The 17626-nt window shown below is 42.9% G+C and carries 19 protein-coding genes and 1 pseudogene; 15 read left to right on the top strand and 5 right to left on the bottom strand.

Annotated elements, in window-relative coordinates; genetic code table 11:
- Window positions 1-148 precede the first annotated feature (148 nt).
- The 3 genes from PI95_RS30810 (at window position 149) to PI95_RS30800 (ending at window position 3541) form a co-directional block, all read left to right on the top strand.
- Window positions 149-1723, top strand: coding sequence for an ArnT family glycosyltransferase (locus tag PI95_RS30810; RefSeq protein WP_052325891.1), 1575 nt, complete (start codon window positions 149-151; stop codon window positions 1721-1723).
- 105 nt (window positions 1724-1828) lie between these two features.
- Entirely contained in the window at window positions 1829-2872 is a 1044-nt protein-coding gene (gene lpxD / locus PI95_RS30805) for a UDP-3-O-(3-hydroxymyristoyl)glucosamine N-acyltransferase (RefSeq protein WP_039754513.1), read from the top strand.
- Window positions 2873-3079: 207 nt separating this feature from the next.
- On the top strand, window positions 3080-3541 hold the full coding sequence (locus tag PI95_RS30800; RefSeq protein WP_039754512.1) for an Hsp20/alpha crystallin family protein: 462 nt from the start codon (window positions 3080-3082) through the stop codon (window positions 3539-3541).
- 120 nt (window positions 3542-3661) lie between these two features.
- On the opposite strand, the gene PI95_RS30795 is transcribed toward PI95_RS30800, so the two are convergent.
- Entirely contained in the window at window positions 3662-3892 is a 231-nt protein-coding gene (locus PI95_RS30795) for a hypothetical protein (RefSeq protein WP_039754511.1), read from the bottom strand.
- A gap of 222 nt (window positions 3893-4114) precedes the next feature.
- A complete protein-coding gene (locus PI95_RS30790) occupies window positions 4115-5020 on the bottom strand; it encodes a CoB--CoM heterodisulfide reductase iron-sulfur subunit B family protein (RefSeq protein ID WP_039754510.1) in 906 nt (301 codons plus the stop codon).
- 333 nt (window positions 5021-5353) lie between these two features.
- Between PI95_RS30790 and acpP the strand changes: the two genes are divergently transcribed.
- The 9 genes from acpP to PI95_RS30745 all read left to right on the top strand — a co-directional run bounded on the left by acpP (window position 5354) and on the right by PI95_RS30745 (window position 12003).
- Complete coding sequence (acpP, locus tag PI95_RS30785) at window positions 5354-5608, top strand: acyl carrier protein (protein ID WP_039754509.1); 255 nt, start codon at window positions 5354-5356, stop codon at window positions 5606-5608.
- Window positions 5609-5612: 4 nt separating this feature from the next.
- Window positions 5613-5888: a hypothetical protein gene (locus tag PI95_RS30780; RefSeq protein WP_163519341.1), complete on the top strand. Its 276-nt coding sequence runs from the start codon at window positions 5613-5615 to the stop codon at window positions 5886-5888.
- Complete coding sequence (fabF, locus tag PI95_RS30775) at window positions 5869-7119, top strand: beta-ketoacyl-ACP synthase II (RefSeq protein WP_039754507.1); 1251 nt, start codon at window positions 5869-5871, stop codon at window positions 7117-7119. The genes PI95_RS30780 and fabF overlap by 20 nt, the downstream gene beginning before the upstream one ends.
- 255 nt (window positions 7120-7374) lie before the next feature.
- Window positions 7375-9387 carry a transketolase gene (tkt, locus tag PI95_RS30770; RefSeq protein ID WP_039754505.1) on the top strand — a complete coding sequence of 671 codons (2013 nt, stop codon included), beginning with the start codon at window positions 7375-7377 and terminating at the stop codon, window positions 9385-9387.
- Window positions 9388-9816: 429 nt separating this feature from the next.
- On the top strand, window positions 9817-10245 hold the full coding sequence (locus PI95_RS30765) for a hypothetical protein (protein WP_039754503.1): 429 nt from the start codon (window positions 9817-9819) through the stop codon (window positions 10243-10245).
- A 356-nt stretch (window positions 10246-10601) separates the two neighbouring features.
- On the top strand, window positions 10602-10895 hold the full coding sequence (locus PI95_RS30760) for a hypothetical protein (protein ID WP_039754502.1): 294 nt from the start codon (window positions 10602-10604) through the stop codon (window positions 10893-10895).
- Window positions 10896-10900: 5 nt separating this feature from the next.
- Window positions 10901-11302 (top strand): PIN domain-containing protein, encoded by a 402-nt coding sequence (locus PI95_RS30755; protein WP_039754500.1) that lies wholly within the window; start codon window positions 10901-10903, stop codon window positions 11300-11302.
- 30 nt (window positions 11303-11332) lie between these two features.
- Complete coding sequence (locus PI95_RS30750; RefSeq protein WP_236117265.1) at window positions 11333-11677, top strand: hypothetical protein; 345 nt, start codon at window positions 11333-11335, stop codon at window positions 11675-11677.
- A gap of 2 nt (window positions 11678-11679) precedes the next feature.
- On the top strand, window positions 11680-12003 hold the full coding sequence (locus PI95_RS30745; protein ID WP_039754495.1) for a S1 RNA-binding domain-containing protein: 324 nt from the start codon (window positions 11680-11682) through the stop codon (window positions 12001-12003).
- Window positions 12004-12049: 46 nt separating this feature from the next.
- Here PI95_RS30745 and PI95_RS30740 read toward each other — a convergent pair whose 3' ends face one another.
- Window positions 12050-12196 (bottom strand): hypothetical protein, encoded by a 147-nt coding sequence (locus PI95_RS30740; protein WP_163519340.1) that lies wholly within the window; start codon window positions 12194-12196, stop codon window positions 12050-12052.
- 46 nt (window positions 12197-12242) lie between these two features.
- Between PI95_RS30740 and PI95_RS37565 the strand changes: the two are divergent.
- Window positions 12243-12317, top strand: a pseudogene (locus PI95_RS37565) (Uma2 family endonuclease); the annotation flags it as partial.
- A 413-nt stretch (window positions 12318-12730) separates the two neighbouring features.
- Entirely contained in the window at window positions 12731-13807 is a 1077-nt protein-coding gene (gene recA, locus PI95_RS30735; RefSeq protein WP_039754493.1) for a recombinase RecA, read from the top strand.
- A 71-nt stretch (window positions 13808-13878) separates the two neighbouring features.
- Here the strand turns inward: recA and PI95_RS30730 are convergent, their stop codons facing one another.
- Entirely contained in the window at window positions 13879-14652 is a 774-nt protein-coding gene (locus PI95_RS30730; protein WP_236117264.1) for an FHA domain-containing protein, read from the bottom strand.
- Between the two features lie 537 nt (window positions 14653-15189).
- Window positions 15190-16809, bottom strand: coding sequence for a serine/threonine-protein kinase (locus PI95_RS30725; protein ID WP_039754490.1), 1620 nt, complete (start codon window positions 16807-16809; stop codon window positions 15190-15192).
- A gap of 477 nt (window positions 16810-17286) precedes the next feature.
- Here PI95_RS30725 and PI95_RS30720 point away from each other — a divergent pair, with 477 nt between their 5' ends.
- Window positions 17287-17448, top strand: a complete 162-nt coding sequence (locus tag PI95_RS30720; protein WP_163519339.1) for a metallothionein — start codon at window positions 17287-17289, stop codon at window positions 17446-17448.
- Window positions 17449-17626: the final 178 nt, after the last annotated feature.

The raw sequence follows: 17626 nt of genomic DNA, 5'->3' as shown, positions 1-17626 counted from the left end.
ATCGCCTTATGGGGACAGCCTTCAACCGAGAATGTCGTGGGGTGTCGAAGATCTATTAAACAAGGCTGTCCCCATTTGTAAGCGTGAAGGACTCGCCGCCGAAAAATTTCAACTAATGCAAAGCTGTACTTAGCCTCGTATCATGAGAATGCGTATTTCCCAAATTAATAAATCTTATCTGCTAATAGCTATTCTATTAGCTGCTGCAATCCTGCGCTTCGATCGGATAAACCAACCATTCATTGATGTGACCACTTGGCGAGAGTCGGACACAGCAACGATAGCAGACAACTTTTACCGTGGAAATTGGAATATTTTATATCCAGAAATTAGCTGGAATGGTCCGGGACAAAACTACGTTGGGTACGAATTTCAAACGTTGACCTATATTACAGCAATGTTATATCGCCTTTTTGGTCAGCATGACTGGGTTGGGCGCACTGTAACAGCGTTGTTTGGCTTATGGAGCATTTTTGCATTCTATCAACTAGTTCGTCGTGTGTGGGATGAAAAACATGCTTTTGCCAGCGCCACATTCCTGGCAATTTTACCAGGGAATATCTACATCGATCGCTCTTTTGTTCCAGATCCGGTGATGGTTTCGCTGGTAGTAACCAGCTTCTGGTTGCTGGTCGCCTACTTACAAACGGAACGCCTATATTATTTATTATTAGCAACCCTGATTGGGATGTTGGGTTTCTTAACTAAAATTACTGGTATTTTCGTCGGAATTCCGATGCTAATTGCAATTATAACAATCCTGGGTCGCAAGCGAATGCTACGCTCAAAGCAGCTATCCCTCATTTGCGTTGCAACCATTGTAATGTTTGTACCAGTGATTGCATACTATTTGTGGGCACATTACATTTCTTTCAATTACCCACCTTATCACATTGCCGCTTCCGGAAATTGGCTTTGGAGCGAGGGGTTAAGCAAATGGTTGCAAGAAAAATATTTCCTTGAAAAACTGTTTTGGATTTTGAGGGACTTCTGGACGAAACCTGTAATCATTCTTGTTTTTGTTGGTTTGTTGCTTCGTCCGGACCTATACAATCGTGATGACAATAAAGCACCGTGGCTGTTCCATTGGTGGATCGTTGCTATAGTTATTTATTATCTCATTGGAGCCAAACAGCTTGTTGATAACCGCACAAATTTAAATATTATTAACCCGGCTGCCGCAGCATTAGCAGGACATGCCGTGATTGCGATCGCATTATGGTGCAAACGCAGAGTGGGATATCCTGCTACAGTGGCGTTTATGGCAGCAATAATCTTGTTTATCGGTGGATTTGGATATCAGGATTTGAAGGGTATATACTACCAGCCCACGGCTGAAAAAGACTACAAACTAGGACTTGCACTGCGATCGCTAAGTCAACCAAGCGATTTAGTCGTCACTATAGCCCATAATATTGGCAATCCGGTTGCTATTTACTACTGCCAACGACGTGGCTGGGTATTTCCACCTGCTTGGAAAGGCGTCGTATGGTGGGCAGATGATGACATGAAAAATAATAGCAAGACAATTCGACTATTAGAAGAACTTCGCGCTAAAGGCGCAGACTGGCTTGGCATTGTTAATCAGCAAAAAATTCAGCTTTCAAAAGATAATCCTAAATTCTTTAAGTATATACAGCGAACATTTGAAGTTAATCAAGAAAGCCCAGATTACGTTATTTATCGAATTTCTCTAGATAAGAGACTGCCTTCTAAGACCTGAGTTGACCTAAGTATAGTACGATCGCATGGCAACCTTCATCTACAGAAAACAATCATGAAGGAATAGCGATAATTATCAGCCTTAAATGGCTTCTGAACAAACAACATGAAATTTAGCGAAATCGTTGAAAAACTCAGCCACACTGCCACCGCGAACAGCCTCACAGCTAATAAAGACGAAAATATCGAAATTACAGGAGTAGCAGCGGTTGATGAAGCGATCGCAGGTCATCTCAGCTACATAGAGGGACCCAAATTTGCTTCTTTTGTCGGCAAGACCAATGCTAGTGCTTTAATTTTACCACAAGACGAAACATTACAAAAGCTTGCATCAGAACGCGGTATCGTTTGGATAGCCACGCGAGATCCGCGCTTGATGTTTGCTGCATCGATCGCACTTTTTTATCAACCATACCGCCCAACTCCAGAAATACATCCTACCGCTGTCATTCATCCAACAGCAAAAATTGGCACTGATGTTTACATTGGTCCTCATGCAGTGATTCAGCAAGAAGCAGAAATCGGCAATCAAGTCTGCATTCATCCGAATGCAGTAGTTTATCCAAATGCGAAAATAGGCGATCGCACAATCTTACACGCTAATTGTACCATCCACGAACGCGCCCGCATTGGCGCAGATTGCGTCATTCACAGTGGTGCTGTCATCGGTGCCGAAGGCTTTGGCTTTGTTCCCATTGCCACCGGTTGGTTCAAAATGGAACAATCCGGCTATACTGTCTTAGAAGATGGCGTAGAAATTGGCTGCAATAGCGCCATAGACCGCCCATCCGTCGGTGAAACCCGCATAGGACGCAGTACAAAAATTGACAATTTAGTGCAAATAGGACACGGTTGCCAAATAGGTGCATACTGTGCTATAGCCGGACAATCTGGCATGGCAGGAGGCGTAAAAATTGGCAATCGCGTCATTTTGGCAGGACAATCAGGAATAGCCAATCAAGCGAAAATGGGTGATGGTGCGATCGCTACAGCGCAAGCGGGAATTCTTAGCGATGTTCCCCCAGGAGAAATTGTTTCTGGAACACCGGCAATGCCTCACAAAGTCTTTTTGAGAGTAGCTGCTATTTATAGCCGCCTACCACAAATGTATCAAACATTGAAACAATTGCAGCGTTTAGGGCAAAAGTAAGTCCTAACTTATTTCTGGGAAGCACTACAAAAGTGGTAGGGTTTCCCTCACTAATCAAACTTTGATTTGATTTTAATATAAATTCAAAGGCGATAAAGAAAGCGCCTAATAAAAACAAAATACAAGCTGCGCCTTGTGTTTTTTGCTAAAGCTTGACTGAACTTTTACTTCAATCACAACGCTGATTTAATGGAGGTTAATTAAGTTATGGCATTAATACGTTGGCAACCCTTCCAAGAAATGGAAACTCTGCGGCATCAAATGGATAAAATGTTTGATGAACTAGCAGGATATAACCGAGAAGTGACAAAAACTTGGTCCCCTGCGGTCGAATTGTCAGATACAAACGACCAGTTGATTTTACGCGCTGAAGTTCCCGGTCTTGAAGGTAAAGACTTAGATATTCAAGTAGCACGGGAAGCAGTTTCGATAGCGGGTGAAACTCGCTATGAAAACAAAGCTGAAGAACGCGGTTATTTGCGCTCAGAGTTCCGTTATGGTAAATTCCAACGGACAATCCCGCTACCTGCTGCAATTAAGAATGACCAAGTTAAAGCCGAATTCAAAAATGGCATTTTAACATTAACAATGCCTAAAGCCGAAGAAGCCAAAAACAAAGTAGTGAAAATTAACTTGGCAGATGACAAAACGGCGCTGACTAGTTCATAATTAACTAAAACTGTGGAAGTTTGTTTAATTGCCATAGGTGAATAGTTTACTCTCACGCGATCGCACTACATTACAAAAGGGCGATCGCGGTTATTTTTTTCAAGTAAAACAATACCTATTTTATAAATCGTTTAAATCATCCTCGCTTTCATCAGCAGCAGCGTGAGGTAATATAGAGCGATCGTCATCTGCGATTCGCGTGGGTACACCTAAATGCTTACGAGCATCTTGCTCGGCAATATTACGGTCTTCATCGGTATCAAACTGTTGCTCATCCAAGAGATATTTGCTACGTGCTGCTTGATCTAGACTTGGAGCTTGACCATTTTTCCACTTATACTTAAAGTCCATAAATCAACCTCAACTAATCACTAGCATTTAATCCCATCGCCTTTGTTGAGTACCTCTAACGCTAGATAGGTTGAGGAAATTATATTTACCGTAATTTTGGGGGATGTTTGTAATTTGCCGCGTGAAAAAAGCGCGATCGCATTTGTTGAATTTGACTCATGCGATCGCGCTTTTTTAACGTAGTAACGACTAAAGTCGTTAAATTAAGCGTTAAAACGCTTACTACAAACTCAATTTCTCCAACACTGGCTTAGTAGAAACAATGTGCCTTTCTAAACCGAGTTCTTGCGGACTAACTCCTAACGCCAAAGCAATCAACTGCGGTAAATGCAACACCGGCAAACCTAATTTTTGCCCGATGACTTTTTCCACCTCAGGCTGACGAGAATCTAAATTCAAATGACACAGCGGACAAGGTGTGACAATACAATCAGCACCAGATGTTAGTGCATCTTGAATATGCATCCCCGCCATTTTGAAAGATTGGCTAGTAGCATAACTCGAAAGAGGCCATCCGCAACATTGCGTCCGACCTCGATAATAAATTGGCGTTGCACCGATTGCCCGAAAAACATTTTCCATCGCTTGCGGTTGGAATGGGTCATCATAAGGCATGTATTTTTGGGCACGGAGAAGATAGCAGCCATAAAAAGCCGCGCATTTTAACCCACTCAACTTACGGGTGACTCGTTTTTGAATTTCCTCTATACCATAATCTGTCACCAAAGCATACAGGAGATGTTTAACTTCAGTACTTCCCCGATAAGGCGAACAGCTTTCTTTTTCCAGCAAGCCATTAACTTTGTCAATGTATTGGGGGTCAGTTTTTTGACATTCTTTCAAGCGCTCATCAACGTGACCAATCACGCCTTGACAAGTGCTGCAATGTGTGAGTAGCGGCAAATTTAATTCTTCTGCTAAAGCGATATTCCGGGCATTAACCGTATCTTCCAACAGTTGAGAATCTTCCTTAAAAGTGCCGGAACCGCAGCAAGCAGCCTTTTTCAATTCTACCAGTTCAATACCCAGAGCTTTAGTTAAAGCTTTGGTTGACAAGCTTAACTCGCGGCAAGCACCTTGGGCAACACAACCTGGGAAGTAAGCGTATTTTAGCGTCTGAGATAGCATAAAAGTATATTTGAGTTAGGCAGTTGCCCTTAAACAATAACTGTTTTATCATTTCTTGTCCGTGATGCTGGCAAAGCTTTGTATCTAAATTGGGACATCGGCGAAAAATTTAGTCAGAATTGAATAAGGAAAGCATTTACATTCATCAGCGCGATCGCGCATCTTCAATTGGCGTTGCCCAACTGTTCTTTAATAGAAAATGGGTCAGGGATTTTCCTAAGAAAAACCCTAATCCTGTGTACGGGCGATCGCGGTTGACGATAAGATGTATATGCTCAAAACCACATCGCCCATAAACGGCGGATCGTAGCAACTGGTTAAGGACTTTTATCTATGAGTGAAGCGGAAATTTTTGAAAAGGTCAAGAAAATCGTCGCCGAGCAACTTAGCGTTACTGAGGCTGACACAATTAAACCACAATCCAATTTTGCCAACGATCTACAGGCTGATTCCTTAGATACAGTTGAACTGGTAATGGCTTTAGAAGAAGAATTTGATATTGAAATTCCTGATGAAGCCGCCGAAAAAATTACCACAGTTCAAGAAGCAGTAGACTACATCAACAACAAAGTTGCCGCATCCGCCTAAAAGCATGGGGAATGGGGAATGGGGGACAAGGAGACAAGGGGACAAGGAGACAAGGGGACAAGGGGGACAAGGGGGACAAGGGGGACAAGGGGGACAAGGGGGTAAGAAACAAATTCCTATATCTCCCTTGTCCTCCCCCTCTCCCTTGTCCTCCCCATCCCCCCACTCCCCCACTCCCCCACTCCCCCACTCCCCCACTCCCCACTCCCCACTCCCCCCTCCCCCTTTTATGCAGCTTTCTCGCCACCCTAACTATCGTCATGACAGATTTTATACGTAAGCGCGTTGTTGTAACTGGTGTTGGCGCGATTACACCGATTGGTAAAACACCACCCGAATATTGGTCCGGATTAATGGAAGGACGCAATGGCATCGACTACATCAGTTTATTTGATGCTACAAGCCATGATTGCCGCATTGCTGGTGAGGTGAAAGACTTCGATCCACATGAGTACATGGAGCGCAAAGAAGCCAAGCGCATGGATCGGTTTTCCCAATTTGGAGTTGCGGGTGCAAAACAGGCTCTAGCAGATGCTGGATTAGTCATCAATGACCTGAACGCAGAACAAGTGGGTGTAATCATCGGTTCGGGCGTTGGCGGCATTAAAGTGATGGAAGACCAGCAAACGGTCTACCTCAACCGCGGTCCGGATCGCTGTAGTCCTTTCATGATTCCGATGATGATCGCTAACATGGCAGCGGGGTTGACAGCAATTCACACTGGTGCTAGAGGTCCTAATTCCTGCTCCGTCACTGCCTGCGCCGCCGGCTCGAATGCGATTGGAGATGCTTTTCGCCTAATTCAAAATGGATATGCCCAAGCGATGATTTGCGGTGGATGCGAAGCGGCAGTTACACCCTTGTCTCTAGCCGGATTTGCCGCATGTAAAGCCCTTTCGTGTCGGAATGATGACCCCGCACGCGCAAGCCGTCCATTTGACCGCGATCGCAACGGATTTGTCATGGGTGAAGGTGCGGGAATTTTAATTCTAGAAGAGCTGCAACACGCCTTAAGTCGCAAAGCCCGTATTTATGCGGAAATTGTCGGCTATGGCATGACTTGTGATGCATACCATATCACCTCCCCCGTCCCCGGCGGTGAAGGAGCCGCCAGAGCCATCCAACTGGCATTAAAAGACGGCGGAATAACTCCAGATATGGTAAACTACATCAACGCTCACGGCACCAGCACCCAGGCGAACGATTCGACAGAAACCGCCGCGATGAAGAAAGCTTTGGGGGAACATGCTTATAAAGTGGCAATTAGTTCCACCAAATCCATGACCGGTCATTTATTGGGTGGTTCTGGAGGCATTGAAGCCGTGGCAACAGTATTAGCGATCGCCAACGATAAAATTCCCCCGACAATTAATTTAGAAAAGCCAGATCCAGAGTGTGACCTGGATTATGTTCCCAACACAAGCCGCAATTTGAATGTCGAGGTGGCACTTTCCAATTCTTTTGGGTTTGGCGGACACAATGTCACGCTAGCCTTTAAGAAGTACCGCTAAGATCCAAAATCTGCCGCTGGTCGGATCTCTTGATATTAGGAAGCAAAATGTATCAAAAATGTCATTCTGCTTTGATTTAAGAGTTCAGCATGACCAGATTATCTGTTTGATCGATCGCTCTAATTCAAGAGATCCCGCTTGTCTGTCGTCAGCAGGCAATGGGATGATGAGGATACTGCTTGGGGTGATAAACCAAAACAACCCCAGCAATGATTAGCTTAAAGAGTGCTAAACCGTCGTTAAATATAAGAGATTATGGCTGTTGCAACCCAATCCCTCGAAGAACTTTGTATTAACTCGATTCGCTTTTTGGCTATTGATGCCGTAGAAAAAGCCAAATCGGGACACCCAGGACTGCCAATGGGTGCGGCACCAATGGCGTTTGTGCTGTGGGACCGCTTTATGCGGTACAATCCCAAAAATCCCAAGTGGTTTAACCGCGATCGCTTTGTATTGTCAGCTGGTCACGGCTCGATGTTGCAGTATGCCCTCCTACACCTGACAGGCTTTGACAGCGTAAGTATTGAAGACATCAAGCAGTTCCGTCAGTGGGAATCCAAAACCCCAGGACACCCGGAAAACTTCATGACCGAAGGTGTAGAAGTTACTACCGGACCATTAGGACAAGGAATTGCCAACGCAGTCGGTTTAGCAATGGCAGAAGCGCACCTAGCCGCTAAATTCAACAAACCCGATGCCAAAATTGTTGACCACTACACTTACGTAATTTTGGGTGACGGTTGCAACATGGAAGGTATTTCCGGTGAAGCTTGTTCTTTCGCAGGACACTTGGGATTAGGCAAACTCATCGCTCTCTACGACGACAACCACATCTCCATCGATGGTTCTACAGATGTAGCATTCACCGAAGATGTTTCCAAGCGCTTTGAAGCATACGGCTGGCACGTTTTGCATGTCGAAGATGGTAATAAAGATTTAGACGCAATTGAAAAGGCGATCGCCGAAGCTAAAGAAGTCACCGACAAGCCGACCATGATTAAGGTGACAACCACCATCGGTTACGGTTCCCCCAACAAGGCAAACACTGCCGGCATTCACGGTTCAGCGTTAGGGGGCGATGAAGTAACTCTAACCCGGAATAACCTAGAGTGGACATACGAGCCTTTCGTAGTTCCAGAAGATGCCAAAAATCACATGGGTAAAGCCGTTGAGCGCGGTGCTAACTACGAAGCCGAATGGAATAAGACCTTTGGCGACTACAAAGCCAAATATGCCGAAGAAGCGGCTCTATTTGAACGTTTCATTAGTGGCAAACTCCCCGACGGTTGGGACAAAGTACTACCCACCTACACCCCGGAAGACAAAGGAATACCCACCCGCAAACACTCAGAAAACTGCCTCAACAAACTAGCGAAGGTTTTACCTGAGTTAATTGGTGGTTCCGCTGACTTAACCCACTCCAACCTTACCGAAATCAAAGGCATCGGCGATTTCCAAAAAGGACATTACGAAAACCCTAACATCCACTTTGGCGTGCGCGAACACGCTATGGGCGCGATTTGTAACGGTATAGCGCTGCATCAATCCGGATTAATTCCTTACGGTGCCACCTTCCTAATTTTCACAGACTACATGCGTGCTGCCATCCGCTTATCTGCCCTGTCTCAAGCGGGTTCGATTTGGGTGATGACTCACGACTCGATTGGACAAGGTGAAGATGGTCCAACGCACCAACCAATTGAAACTTTGGCTTCTTTGAGAGCGATTCCTAATTTAATAGTGATTCGTCCCGCAGACGGAAACGAATCTTCTGGAGCTTACAAAGTAGCAGTTGAGAAGTCGAAGCAAAACGCTCCCACTTTGTTAGCGTTCACCCGTCAAAATGTCCCCAATTTAGCAGGTACATCAATTGAGGGCGTAACTAAGGGTGCATACACCGTGGTAGATTCCGAAGGTACACCGGAGTTAATCCTGATTGGTACTGGTTCAGAATTGAGCCTCTGCGTCACCGCAGCTGAGAAACTCACCAGCGAAGGTAAAAAAGTCCGTGTTGTCTCAATGCCTTCTTGGGAACTGTTTGAAGCACAGGATGCGGCTTATAAAGAGTCTATTCTACCAAAAGCCGTTACCAAACGCGTGTCTGTAGAAGCTGCCGCTAGTTTCGGCTGGCACAAGTATGTCGGCATGGAAGGCGATTGTGTGAGCATTGATCGCTTTGGTGCTTCCGCTCCCGGTGGCGTTTGTTTGGAGAAGTTCGGCTTTAGCGTTGAGAATGTGTTAGCGACAGCTAAGAAAGTTTTGGGTTAATTAGCAACAGATTAATCTCATTTTTTTTAAGGGGTGGGCATTTTGCCTGCCCTTTTTTTAACGCAGAGGAGCGCTGAGGTTAACGCGGAGGGACGCTGAGGGAGATTTAGAGAAATAAATTTTAGTTTTTTTACAAATGTAGGTTGGGGAGCCACTGCGGTGGACAGGTTCCCCGGCATAGAGCAAGTGGCGTTGGAACAAAGTGTAACCCAACACCAACGAGACTATGACGTTGGGTATAGGGACAGCGAAACCCAACCTACGAAGCTTTTTTATTTATGTAAGCTTTGATTTTTATATTTATTTTGGGAATAATGAAAATGTAGAGAATCAAACATAACTATGTCTGTAGATTGTATTCTCAATCAAATTTTTGTCGTGTTGGATCTCAATAATCAAGCATCATATTTAAATCGATTAGGGTAGACAATGAAAAAGTACCGATGTGAGTTTTGCCATGAATGGTTGGATCAAGAAGATTACTTAAGGCATCACCAAGAACATTTAAAGTTACGTCCAGATGGTCAACAAAATGAGTATGTCACCTTACCCCCGAAAGAGCGCGAACAAGCTTCTCTAGAAGGTATTCCATGTATTTATTATCATGCTAAATGCGATAGTTACACTCGAATGCCAGAAGAGATTATTCGCAGCTATTTAAAGAACCCATATTTATATTCAGCAGATATGAGCTTTTGTACAGGTTGTAAAACTCATGTTCCGTGCCTTGAACTTGTTTGGACGGAAACGGGTGAGAATATGCAACTTTATAATGATCGCTTACGTGCAGAATTCTCATACTCTCAAGAACAATCATTTTTGAAGCGTGTCTGGCAATGGCTCAATCAATCTATTTGAAAATGCAGCGATATATGATTTTGTGAAATACCCAATGTGTTATCGATAGCTAAGAAACTTTTGGGTTAATTAGCAACAGATTAATTTCTAATTTATGTGGGGTGGGCATGATGTTCACCCCTTTTTTTAAATTGAGGGAAAGTAATTATAATTAGAGTAATTCAGTAAAAAAATAGTATTTGCGATTTGAAATTGCTGGAGGATATCGACATAGAGAATAATCCCAAGTGGTGAAGCGATCGCGCTTTATATTCAGGCTGTTGTGTTATGCGATCGCATTGTATGTTCAACCAACAACCTACGGACTACCATGTAAGATAGGATCGGTAGTCGATATTAAAAGCTTGGAGTAAATCATGCAAGAAGTATCTAACTATACTCAAGAACTTATTGACCGCATCTCACCAATAGTTGAAAAGTTATTTAAGACAAATAGCTTATATTTGGTGAAATTGAAAAGAGGGGAAATGATAGAAATGTTGGTAGAATTATTTGGTCAATTTACTCCTGAAGAAATAAGAGCTATTAAAGATGATGACTTAACTAAGAGAATTGATAGTATCTTAGTCTTAGATGCTATTTCAGGTACGTTAAATGATTTAACTCCAGAACAAATAAAAATGTTCGATGAAGCAGTAGAGGGAAGATAGAAAGGGTGACTTATCTACTGGATACAAATATTGTTAGCTACATTTTAAAGAGAAAAAATACAACTGTAGAGAATAAACTGCGCGAAACACGCCGTTCAGGGCAAGATGTATTTATTAGCTGTATAACTTACTATGAAGTAAAAAGAGGACTTTTGTATGCCAATGCTACAAGTCAGCTAGCAGAATTTAATCTGTTTCACCAAAAATATCAAATTTTATTTATTGACGATATAGAAATTATAGAAAAAGCTTGCGAAATTCATGCAGATTTAAAGACAAAAGGTACACCAATACAAGATGCCGATATATTGATAGCGGCGACAGCGATTACACGCAGCTTAATTCTGGTTTCTAATGATAGCGATATGTCGAGAGTAGAGGGGCTAACTCTAGAGAATTGGCTGTGAACGTGTACTTAATCACCTTAGTTTTTAATATTGTTGGACTCAGCACATACAATAACAATTTATAAAGCTCTTCAAAAGGGTAAAGGGCAAAGATTGTTAAAGGATGGTTTTCAACCTGCCGATTTTCCTTACAGTCCTCCTAATGCCGATGGAAAATGCTACTTCGTAGCTCCAAATAGCAGAAGTCTTGCTGAGGAATACAATAAATACTATAAGGACGGAGTTTTGGAGGTTACAATTGATCGCAAAATTTATGATGAATACTTTAAACCGCTTGAAAAACCTTATCAAGGCAAATTGCAGCTCGAACTACCAATACCTCAAAGCCTGTTCCCAGTTTTAAACCAATTTCCTACAATTCTCAAGCCAGAATAATCATGAGTAACGATTTTTGGAATGAAGTAAAGTCTAAGTACCGATTTGGAGAACTCATCCACGGTAAAGTTGAATATCATGCTCCATTCGGGATATTTGTCGATATTGGTGATGCAAATATTAGAGGAATTGTACAGATTACAGATTTTGTTGATACGGGAGACATGACACCTGAGATGTATCCTGATATTGGCTCACCAATCGGTGCAGTTGTTATTGGCTACACTGAAGATAAGCGCAACCAAATTTGGCTGAGTGTAAAGCCTAGTGTATTACAAAAGGCACTTGTACATTTAAAAATCCCGGCTGTAAATGAGCAGTTATAAATAATTTAGTGGTTACAGGTTTGGTTGTATTACAAAAGTAGAGGGGCTAACTCTGGAGAATTGGCTGCAAAAACGAACCTCTGTTGGTAGTTGGGGAGATCCAAAAGAAATCGCTGGTGCTGTCGTTTTCTTTGCGTCTTTGGCGGTATCCTACGTCACTGGTAAGGGTTTTGGCAGTTGATGGTTCCACCATTGCTTATTTCTGATGCTCAGGAGTCGCTATGAGCAAGTACCTGTATAATCATCGCGGGCATTATCCGATAGAATCAATGGGTGTATAATTACAAATTTGGCAAGGTCGCTATCAAAATGTATAATTACCCTGGTTGCGCTGGTGGGATAATCGGGGTAATTTGCTGTTGACTGTCCTGGGAACGATCGCATTCGAGTCGGCAGCGCTCGTTAAAAGAATTCTAAGTTAACCCGCGCTATGAGTTAGTATGATTCTTATCGGGCGGAAACTAAACCCCTGGTTTACACAATAATTAAACGAGTCAAACAAAGCTCGTGACTTGTAGAGGCGATCGCGTTAGAATCTTGTCACGCTTTTCTGTTAAAAATGAAGTATTGCCCAGCTGGAGAACATAAAGCATGTCGTAACAACGACATAGCCGGGAAATCCGTCTTAAACTATGTAGCCGATCGCGGCTAAAAAATGTCAAAATAGTATATCTGTTCTAGTCAAATCAAATCCACACTCCTTAAATCCATATATTTAGAGGCAGGAATGGCTGTTAACACCACTGATAATGCAGGCAAGCAAAAAGCCCTCAACATGGTACTCACCCAAATTGAGCGTAGCTTTGGTAAAGGAGCAATCATGCGCCTGGGTGACGCTACCCGGATGCGTGTGGAAACTATTTCCAGTGGAGCGCTCACCCTGGATTTGGCATTAGGCGGCGGATTACCCAAGGGACGGGTGATTGAGATTTACGGACCGGAAAGTTCTGGTAAAACCACTGTAGCCCTACACGCAGTCGCTGAAGTCCAAAAAGAAGGCGGTATAGCAGCCTATGTGGATGCTGAACACGCCCTTGACCCCACTTATGCTGCGGCGTTAGGTGTTGATATTGACAACTTGCTGATTTCTCAACCTGATACCGGAGAATCTGCTTTAGAAATTGTCGATCAACTCGTTCGCTCCGCTGCTGTTGACATTGTAGTTATCGACTCGGTAGCAGCATTGGTTCCCCGCGCTGAAATTGAAGGCGAAATGGGAGATACTCACGTTGGTCTGCAAGCGAGATTGATGAGCCAAGCTCTACGTAAAATTACTGGTAATATCGGTAAATCAGGTTGCACAGTAATTTTCATCAACCAGTTGCGGCAAAAAATCGGTGTCACCTACGGTAGCCCAGAAACTACCACTGGCGGTAATGCCTTAAAGTTTTACGCTTCCGTGCGTTTGGATATTCGCCGAATTCAAACTTTGAAAAAAGGTACTGATGAATTTGGCAACCGCGTCAAAGTCAAAGTTGCGAAAAACAAAGTCGCGCCGCCTTTTAGAATCGCGGAATTTGACATTATTTTTGGTAAAGGCGTTTCTACCCTAGGTTGTATTGTTGACCTAGCAGAAGAAACTGGTGTCTTGGTTCGCAAGGGAGCATGGTATAGTTACAACGGTGACAACATCTCTCAAGGTCGAGACAACGCCATCAAGTACCTAGAAGAAAAGCCGGAATTTGCTGACCAAATTAAGAAGCAGGTTCGTGAAAAGCTAGAAATGGGCGCTGTCGTTTCCGCTAACTCTGTCAAGAAGACAGACGAAGACGAAGAGGATGAAATCGAAGAGTTAGAAGAATAACACTTATAAGATTGTTAACGGCTAACTATATTAATATAATTAGCCACTAGCAATCTTATCTATGTGCTACTTTACTTATCAGACGTTTGTCTATTAAAAAAGCGATCTAAAATGTCTGACTGTTGCTCTGCACTTAAGCTGTGAATTTGATGTTGCAGCTTTTCAATTAAATTCGTATCTTTACTAATTTGTACATCATCTAGCTTTGCCGCTAGATGTTTTTCTGTTTCCAGGGGAGAAGTAAGTATTTGTATCCTGTCAGATGCGTTTGTGGGTACAAGTTGCATTAATAACTCTACTGCTACAGTCGGTAAAACGTGGTGGGAATGATTAATAAAAAAATAAAAAGTCATGTTTCCTAAGCTGATGCGATCGCCATCTTTAAGCAATACTGGCTGATAAACAAGTTCAGAATTTACATAGGAACCATTGGTGCTGTTAAAGTCAATTAAATAAAAGCCTTGTTGTTCAACATATTGAATCGCAGCGTGATGACGAGACAAATATCTATCAGCAATCTGAATTCCACATCCGCGATCGCGACCGATTGTCCAGATTTGCTGTGGCTGTCGTAGACTTTGTGTTGACTCGCACAAATTTGTTACCACATAAACAACAGAGGTATCTACTACACCCTGTATGTAAAGTGGCTTTACCCCCGTCAACGACGGTTGATATAAATTTTCCAACTCAAGAATTTGATCTAGAAGGCTGCTATGGTGTTCATACAACTTGAGGAATAGCTGGTATAAACCCAATCTCCGTTCTAGTTCGTTTTCTTTCCACTCAACCATCATAGGTGAGCTTTTTACGGCAAACAAATTTAACTTGCTGATTTCGCTCATGAATCTTTGGTCTCAGCCTACAACCAGGGATAATTGCTTTTTCGGCTTGACGCTGCAATTGTTGATAATTGAGCTGCCCAAAGCGCATTCAGATTTATTATTTTAGGTTAAAGTTTCTTTGCTGTTAGCAGTAACCGCATTACCACTTAAATATTATGAAAAGTTTTACAAAAAAATTGTTACACTTCGATGTATTTTGCGAAATGTAACAAAGAAATTTTTCTATCGGAAATTTATAAATAAAATATTAAAAAAAAAGCAAACAGATTATTTTAATAGTAATATATAGGTTTAAAGAAAATATTTTGACAACATATAATTGCTACGCCATGAAACTCAAAACTATTAGTGAGGATTGTTTATGCCCCACAATTTGTACTAGAAACTGTAAATAGCTGTGTTTTCTGACCTCAATTAAAATTATTTTCAATTTTAAATTTCCGATTTTGGATTGCCTTTATTTCAAATCCAAAATTGCGTAGCATTGCGAGCGGAGCGCGGCAACCTAATCTAAAATCTAAAATCGAAAATCTAAAATTATAATAAGCCTCGTTTACCATTGGGACGTACAGTCATCCAATTAGTCTTAGCTAGTGCCAGCTGCTCCTCAGAAATTTTCGCACCAGTTAAATTAGCACCACACAGATTAGCACCTCGGAGATTGGCATTATTAAGATAAGCATAGCTAAGGTCTGCACCTCGCAAATCTGCTGCTTCTAAATCCGCATGACTAAAGTAAGCTTTACTCAAATTAGCGTCCCTGAGATTCGCACGGTTAAGAGAGCTTCTGCCAAAGTCACTGTTGTGGAGATTAGCTCCTTGAAGGTTGATTTTCTCCAATTGAGAGGAATGGAAATTCGTTCCCGATAAGTCTGCTCCTTGCAAATTCAGTAGATTCAAATTGTGTTGGGCAAAATCTCGTCTTCCTTTAACGTAAGCCGTTAATAAACCTTGAGTATCTAATTTACGAGTAACTTTAGTATTTTGATGCGAACTACTATTGCTGCTAGCCAAAGTAGTTGATTTTGTGGTCATCACTCCCTTCTGTATTCCTGGAGCTTGTAAAGCTGCTTCTTCTGCGGCTTTGGCTCGTCTTGCGCGAATTGCTGCTGCTAGCTGCTGAACCCCAGCACTAGAAGAAGCGCTATTCGTATTGCTGCAATATACACCAGAATCTTCCAAGTGGTTGCGTGTTAGAGAAGTTCGCTCTTTCACACTCACAGAAGATTGAGCAACCATACTCTGTGCCAAACTCTCCAGGTATGGTTCCATCTCTAGTGCTCTGAGTACTTCTTCCGCTGACTGATAGCGATTGCGTACTGAGACTTCAAGCATTTTTCGCAGCACTTGTGTTAAGTGAGCGCTCACTTGTACAAGCTGTTCCCACATCATTTCCCCGGTTGTGGGATTGTAGTCTAAATCTCTAGGAGATTTGCCAGTCAGCAGATAAATGCATGTTACCCCCAGCGCGTAAATATCACTGGCGTAAACTGGACGCATAGCCATTTGCTCTGGAGGGGCAAAACCAGGAGTGCCAATTGCGTATGCAGTTAATGCTGTTTGCTCGGATTGGTTTGTAACTTGACTGACTTGATTTTTGACGGCTCCAAAGTCAATCAGAACTAATCTAGCATCTTGATCGCGGCGAATTAAGTTGGCTGGCTTGATATCGCGGTGAATCACCTTTCGCTCGTGGATGTATTGTAGCAATGGCAGCATCTCGCTCAAGAATTGCTTGACTCCGGCTTCGCTCAATACTCCGTCGCGTTTCACCTCCTGTTGAAGGGTAGCGCCACTGACGTATTCCTGGACTAAGTAGAATTGTTCATGATCTTCAAAATAGTCCAGCAGCCGAGGTACTTGGGGATGATTGCCAATTTTGCCTAGGGTTTTCGCTTCTCGCTCAAACAGTTCCCGCGCCATCTGCAAAATGTGTGGTGCGGTTCCTGAAGGACGTAGTTGCTTGATTACACAACTTGGTTCACCTGGTAAGGCTTCATCTAGGGCTAGAAAGGTTGCACCAAAACCACCTTGACCTAATGGTTTGAGCACCCGATAGCGATCGCGCAACAAAAGCCGCGAGCCACAAGACTGACACCTTTGGCTGTATGCCAAATTTTCTGGATTGGGACAGATCGGATTTAAGCAGTAGCTCATGCACTGTCAACTCGCTGCACGAATAATTACGGGGAGCATTAAACTCTATTTTCATTATTTAAACAAAAATCTACTTTTGCCAGGTCATTTTTGCTGGAATCCTTTGAAGAGTTGCTAAAGTTAGCCACGAGCTTACGTAAAGCAATCATAAACCCCCGAAAATCTACTCCACTCAACCTCCCAGCTACTTTCACTCGTCTTGGTTTCAACCCGAATAGTTACGATCGCGCAAAATTTACCTACGTGAATTAATATTTATATCTAGTATTAATTAATTTTATTACTCAAGTAACTTTACACATTAAATAAAACATTTTATTTTTACATTTTTTCTCAAACAAAGAATAGACAAGATAATTTTTCCTGGCGAATCAGCCTCAAAATCAATTTATTGCTTCAGTAAGATTAAATTATATTAACTTACACTTGAACAATTGTTCATATGTTATATTAACTTCAGTATTCAGAGGAAAAATTATGACAACCGTAACCCAAATGAAATGTGCTTGTCCTTCTTGCCTATGTATTGTTTCCCTAGAAGATAGTATTAAAAAAGACGAAAAATCTTATTGCTCTGAAGCCTGCGCTGAAGGTCACAAAACCATGAAAGGCTGCGCTCACAGTGGTTGCGGCTGTTAAGAAGGGACAGGGGGACTAGGGGGGCAGGGGGGACAAGGGGAGGACACTTCCGTGCGGGGGTGGAGGAGTGAGGAACGTGTCCGTGGACAAGGGGAGCCAGTGCGTTGCGGAGGCAGCGCGGTCATGTTCGTTACCCCCATGAGCGACTGCCGTCGGGTTTCCCGCGTTGAAGCATCTG

It is taken from the genome of Hassallia byssoidea VB512170, from assembly GCF_000817785.2.
Taxonomy (GTDB): domain Bacteria; phylum Cyanobacteriota; class Cyanobacteriia; order Cyanobacteriales; family Nostocaceae; genus Hassallia; species Hassallia carrinoi.
Note: the sequence above shows the minus strand (reverse complement) of the source record. Positions and strands in the feature narration are given on the sequence as shown.

Excerpts from the sequence above, each read along its gene's own strand:
- PI95_RS30740 (WP_163519340.1), bottom strand. The coding sequence starts at position 12,196 with ATGGTGGAACCATCAACTGCCAAAACCCTTACCAGTGACGTAGGATAC.
- PI95_RS30780 (WP_163519341.1), top strand. The coding sequence starts at position 5,613 with ATGGGGAATGGGGAATGGGGGACAAGGAGACAAGGGGACAAGGAGACA.
- recA (WP_039754493.1), top strand. The coding sequence starts at position 12,731 with ATGGCTGTTAACACCACTGATAATGCAGGCAAGCAAAAAGCCCTCAAC.
- PI95_RS30760 (WP_039754502.1), top strand. The coding sequence starts at position 10,602 with ATGCAAGAAGTATCTAACTATACTCAAGAACTTATTGACCGCATCTCA.
- PI95_RS30725 (WP_039754490.1), bottom strand. The coding sequence starts at position 16,809 with ATGAGCTACTGCTTAAATCCGATCTGTCCCAATCCAGAAAATTTGGCA.
- PI95_RS30800 (WP_039754512.1), top strand. The coding sequence starts at position 3,080 with ATGGCATTAATACGTTGGCAACCCTTCCAAGAAATGGAAACTCTGCGG.
- PI95_RS30810 (WP_052325891.1), top strand. The coding sequence starts at position 149 with ATGCGTATTTCCCAAATTAATAAATCTTATCTGCTAATAGCTATTCTA.
- fabF (WP_039754507.1), top strand. The coding sequence starts at position 5,869 with ATGACAGATTTTATACGTAAGCGCGTTGTTGTAACTGGTGTTGGCGCG.
- acpP (WP_039754509.1), top strand. The coding sequence starts at position 5,354 with ATGAGTGAAGCGGAAATTTTTGAAAAGGTCAAGAAAATCGTCGCCGAG.
- tkt (WP_039754505.1), top strand. The coding sequence starts at position 7,375 with ATGGCTGTTGCAACCCAATCCCTCGAAGAACTTTGTATTAACTCGATT.
- PI95_RS30765 (WP_039754503.1), top strand. The coding sequence starts at position 9,817 with ATGAAAAAGTACCGATGTGAGTTTTGCCATGAATGGTTGGATCAAGAA.
- PI95_RS30790 (WP_039754510.1), bottom strand. The coding sequence starts at position 5,020 with ATGCTATCTCAGACGCTAAAATACGCTTACTTCCCAGGTTGTGTTGCC.
- PI95_RS30720 (WP_163519339.1), top strand. The coding sequence starts at position 17,287 with ATGACAACCGTAACCCAAATGAAATGTGCTTGTCCTTCTTGCCTATGT.
- PI95_RS30745 (WP_039754495.1), top strand. The coding sequence starts at position 11,680 with ATGAGTAACGATTTTTGGAATGAAGTAAAGTCTAAGTACCGATTTGGA.
- PI95_RS30795 (WP_039754511.1), bottom strand. The coding sequence starts at position 3,892 with ATGGACTTTAAGTATAAGTGGAAAAATGGTCAAGCTCCAAGTCTAGAT.
- lpxD (WP_039754513.1), top strand. The coding sequence starts at position 1,829 with ATGAAATTTAGCGAAATCGTTGAAAAACTCAGCCACACTGCCACCGCG.
- PI95_RS30730 (WP_236117264.1), bottom strand. The coding sequence starts at position 14,652 with ATGAGCGAAATCAGCAAGTTAAATTTGTTTGCCGTAAAAAGCTCACCT.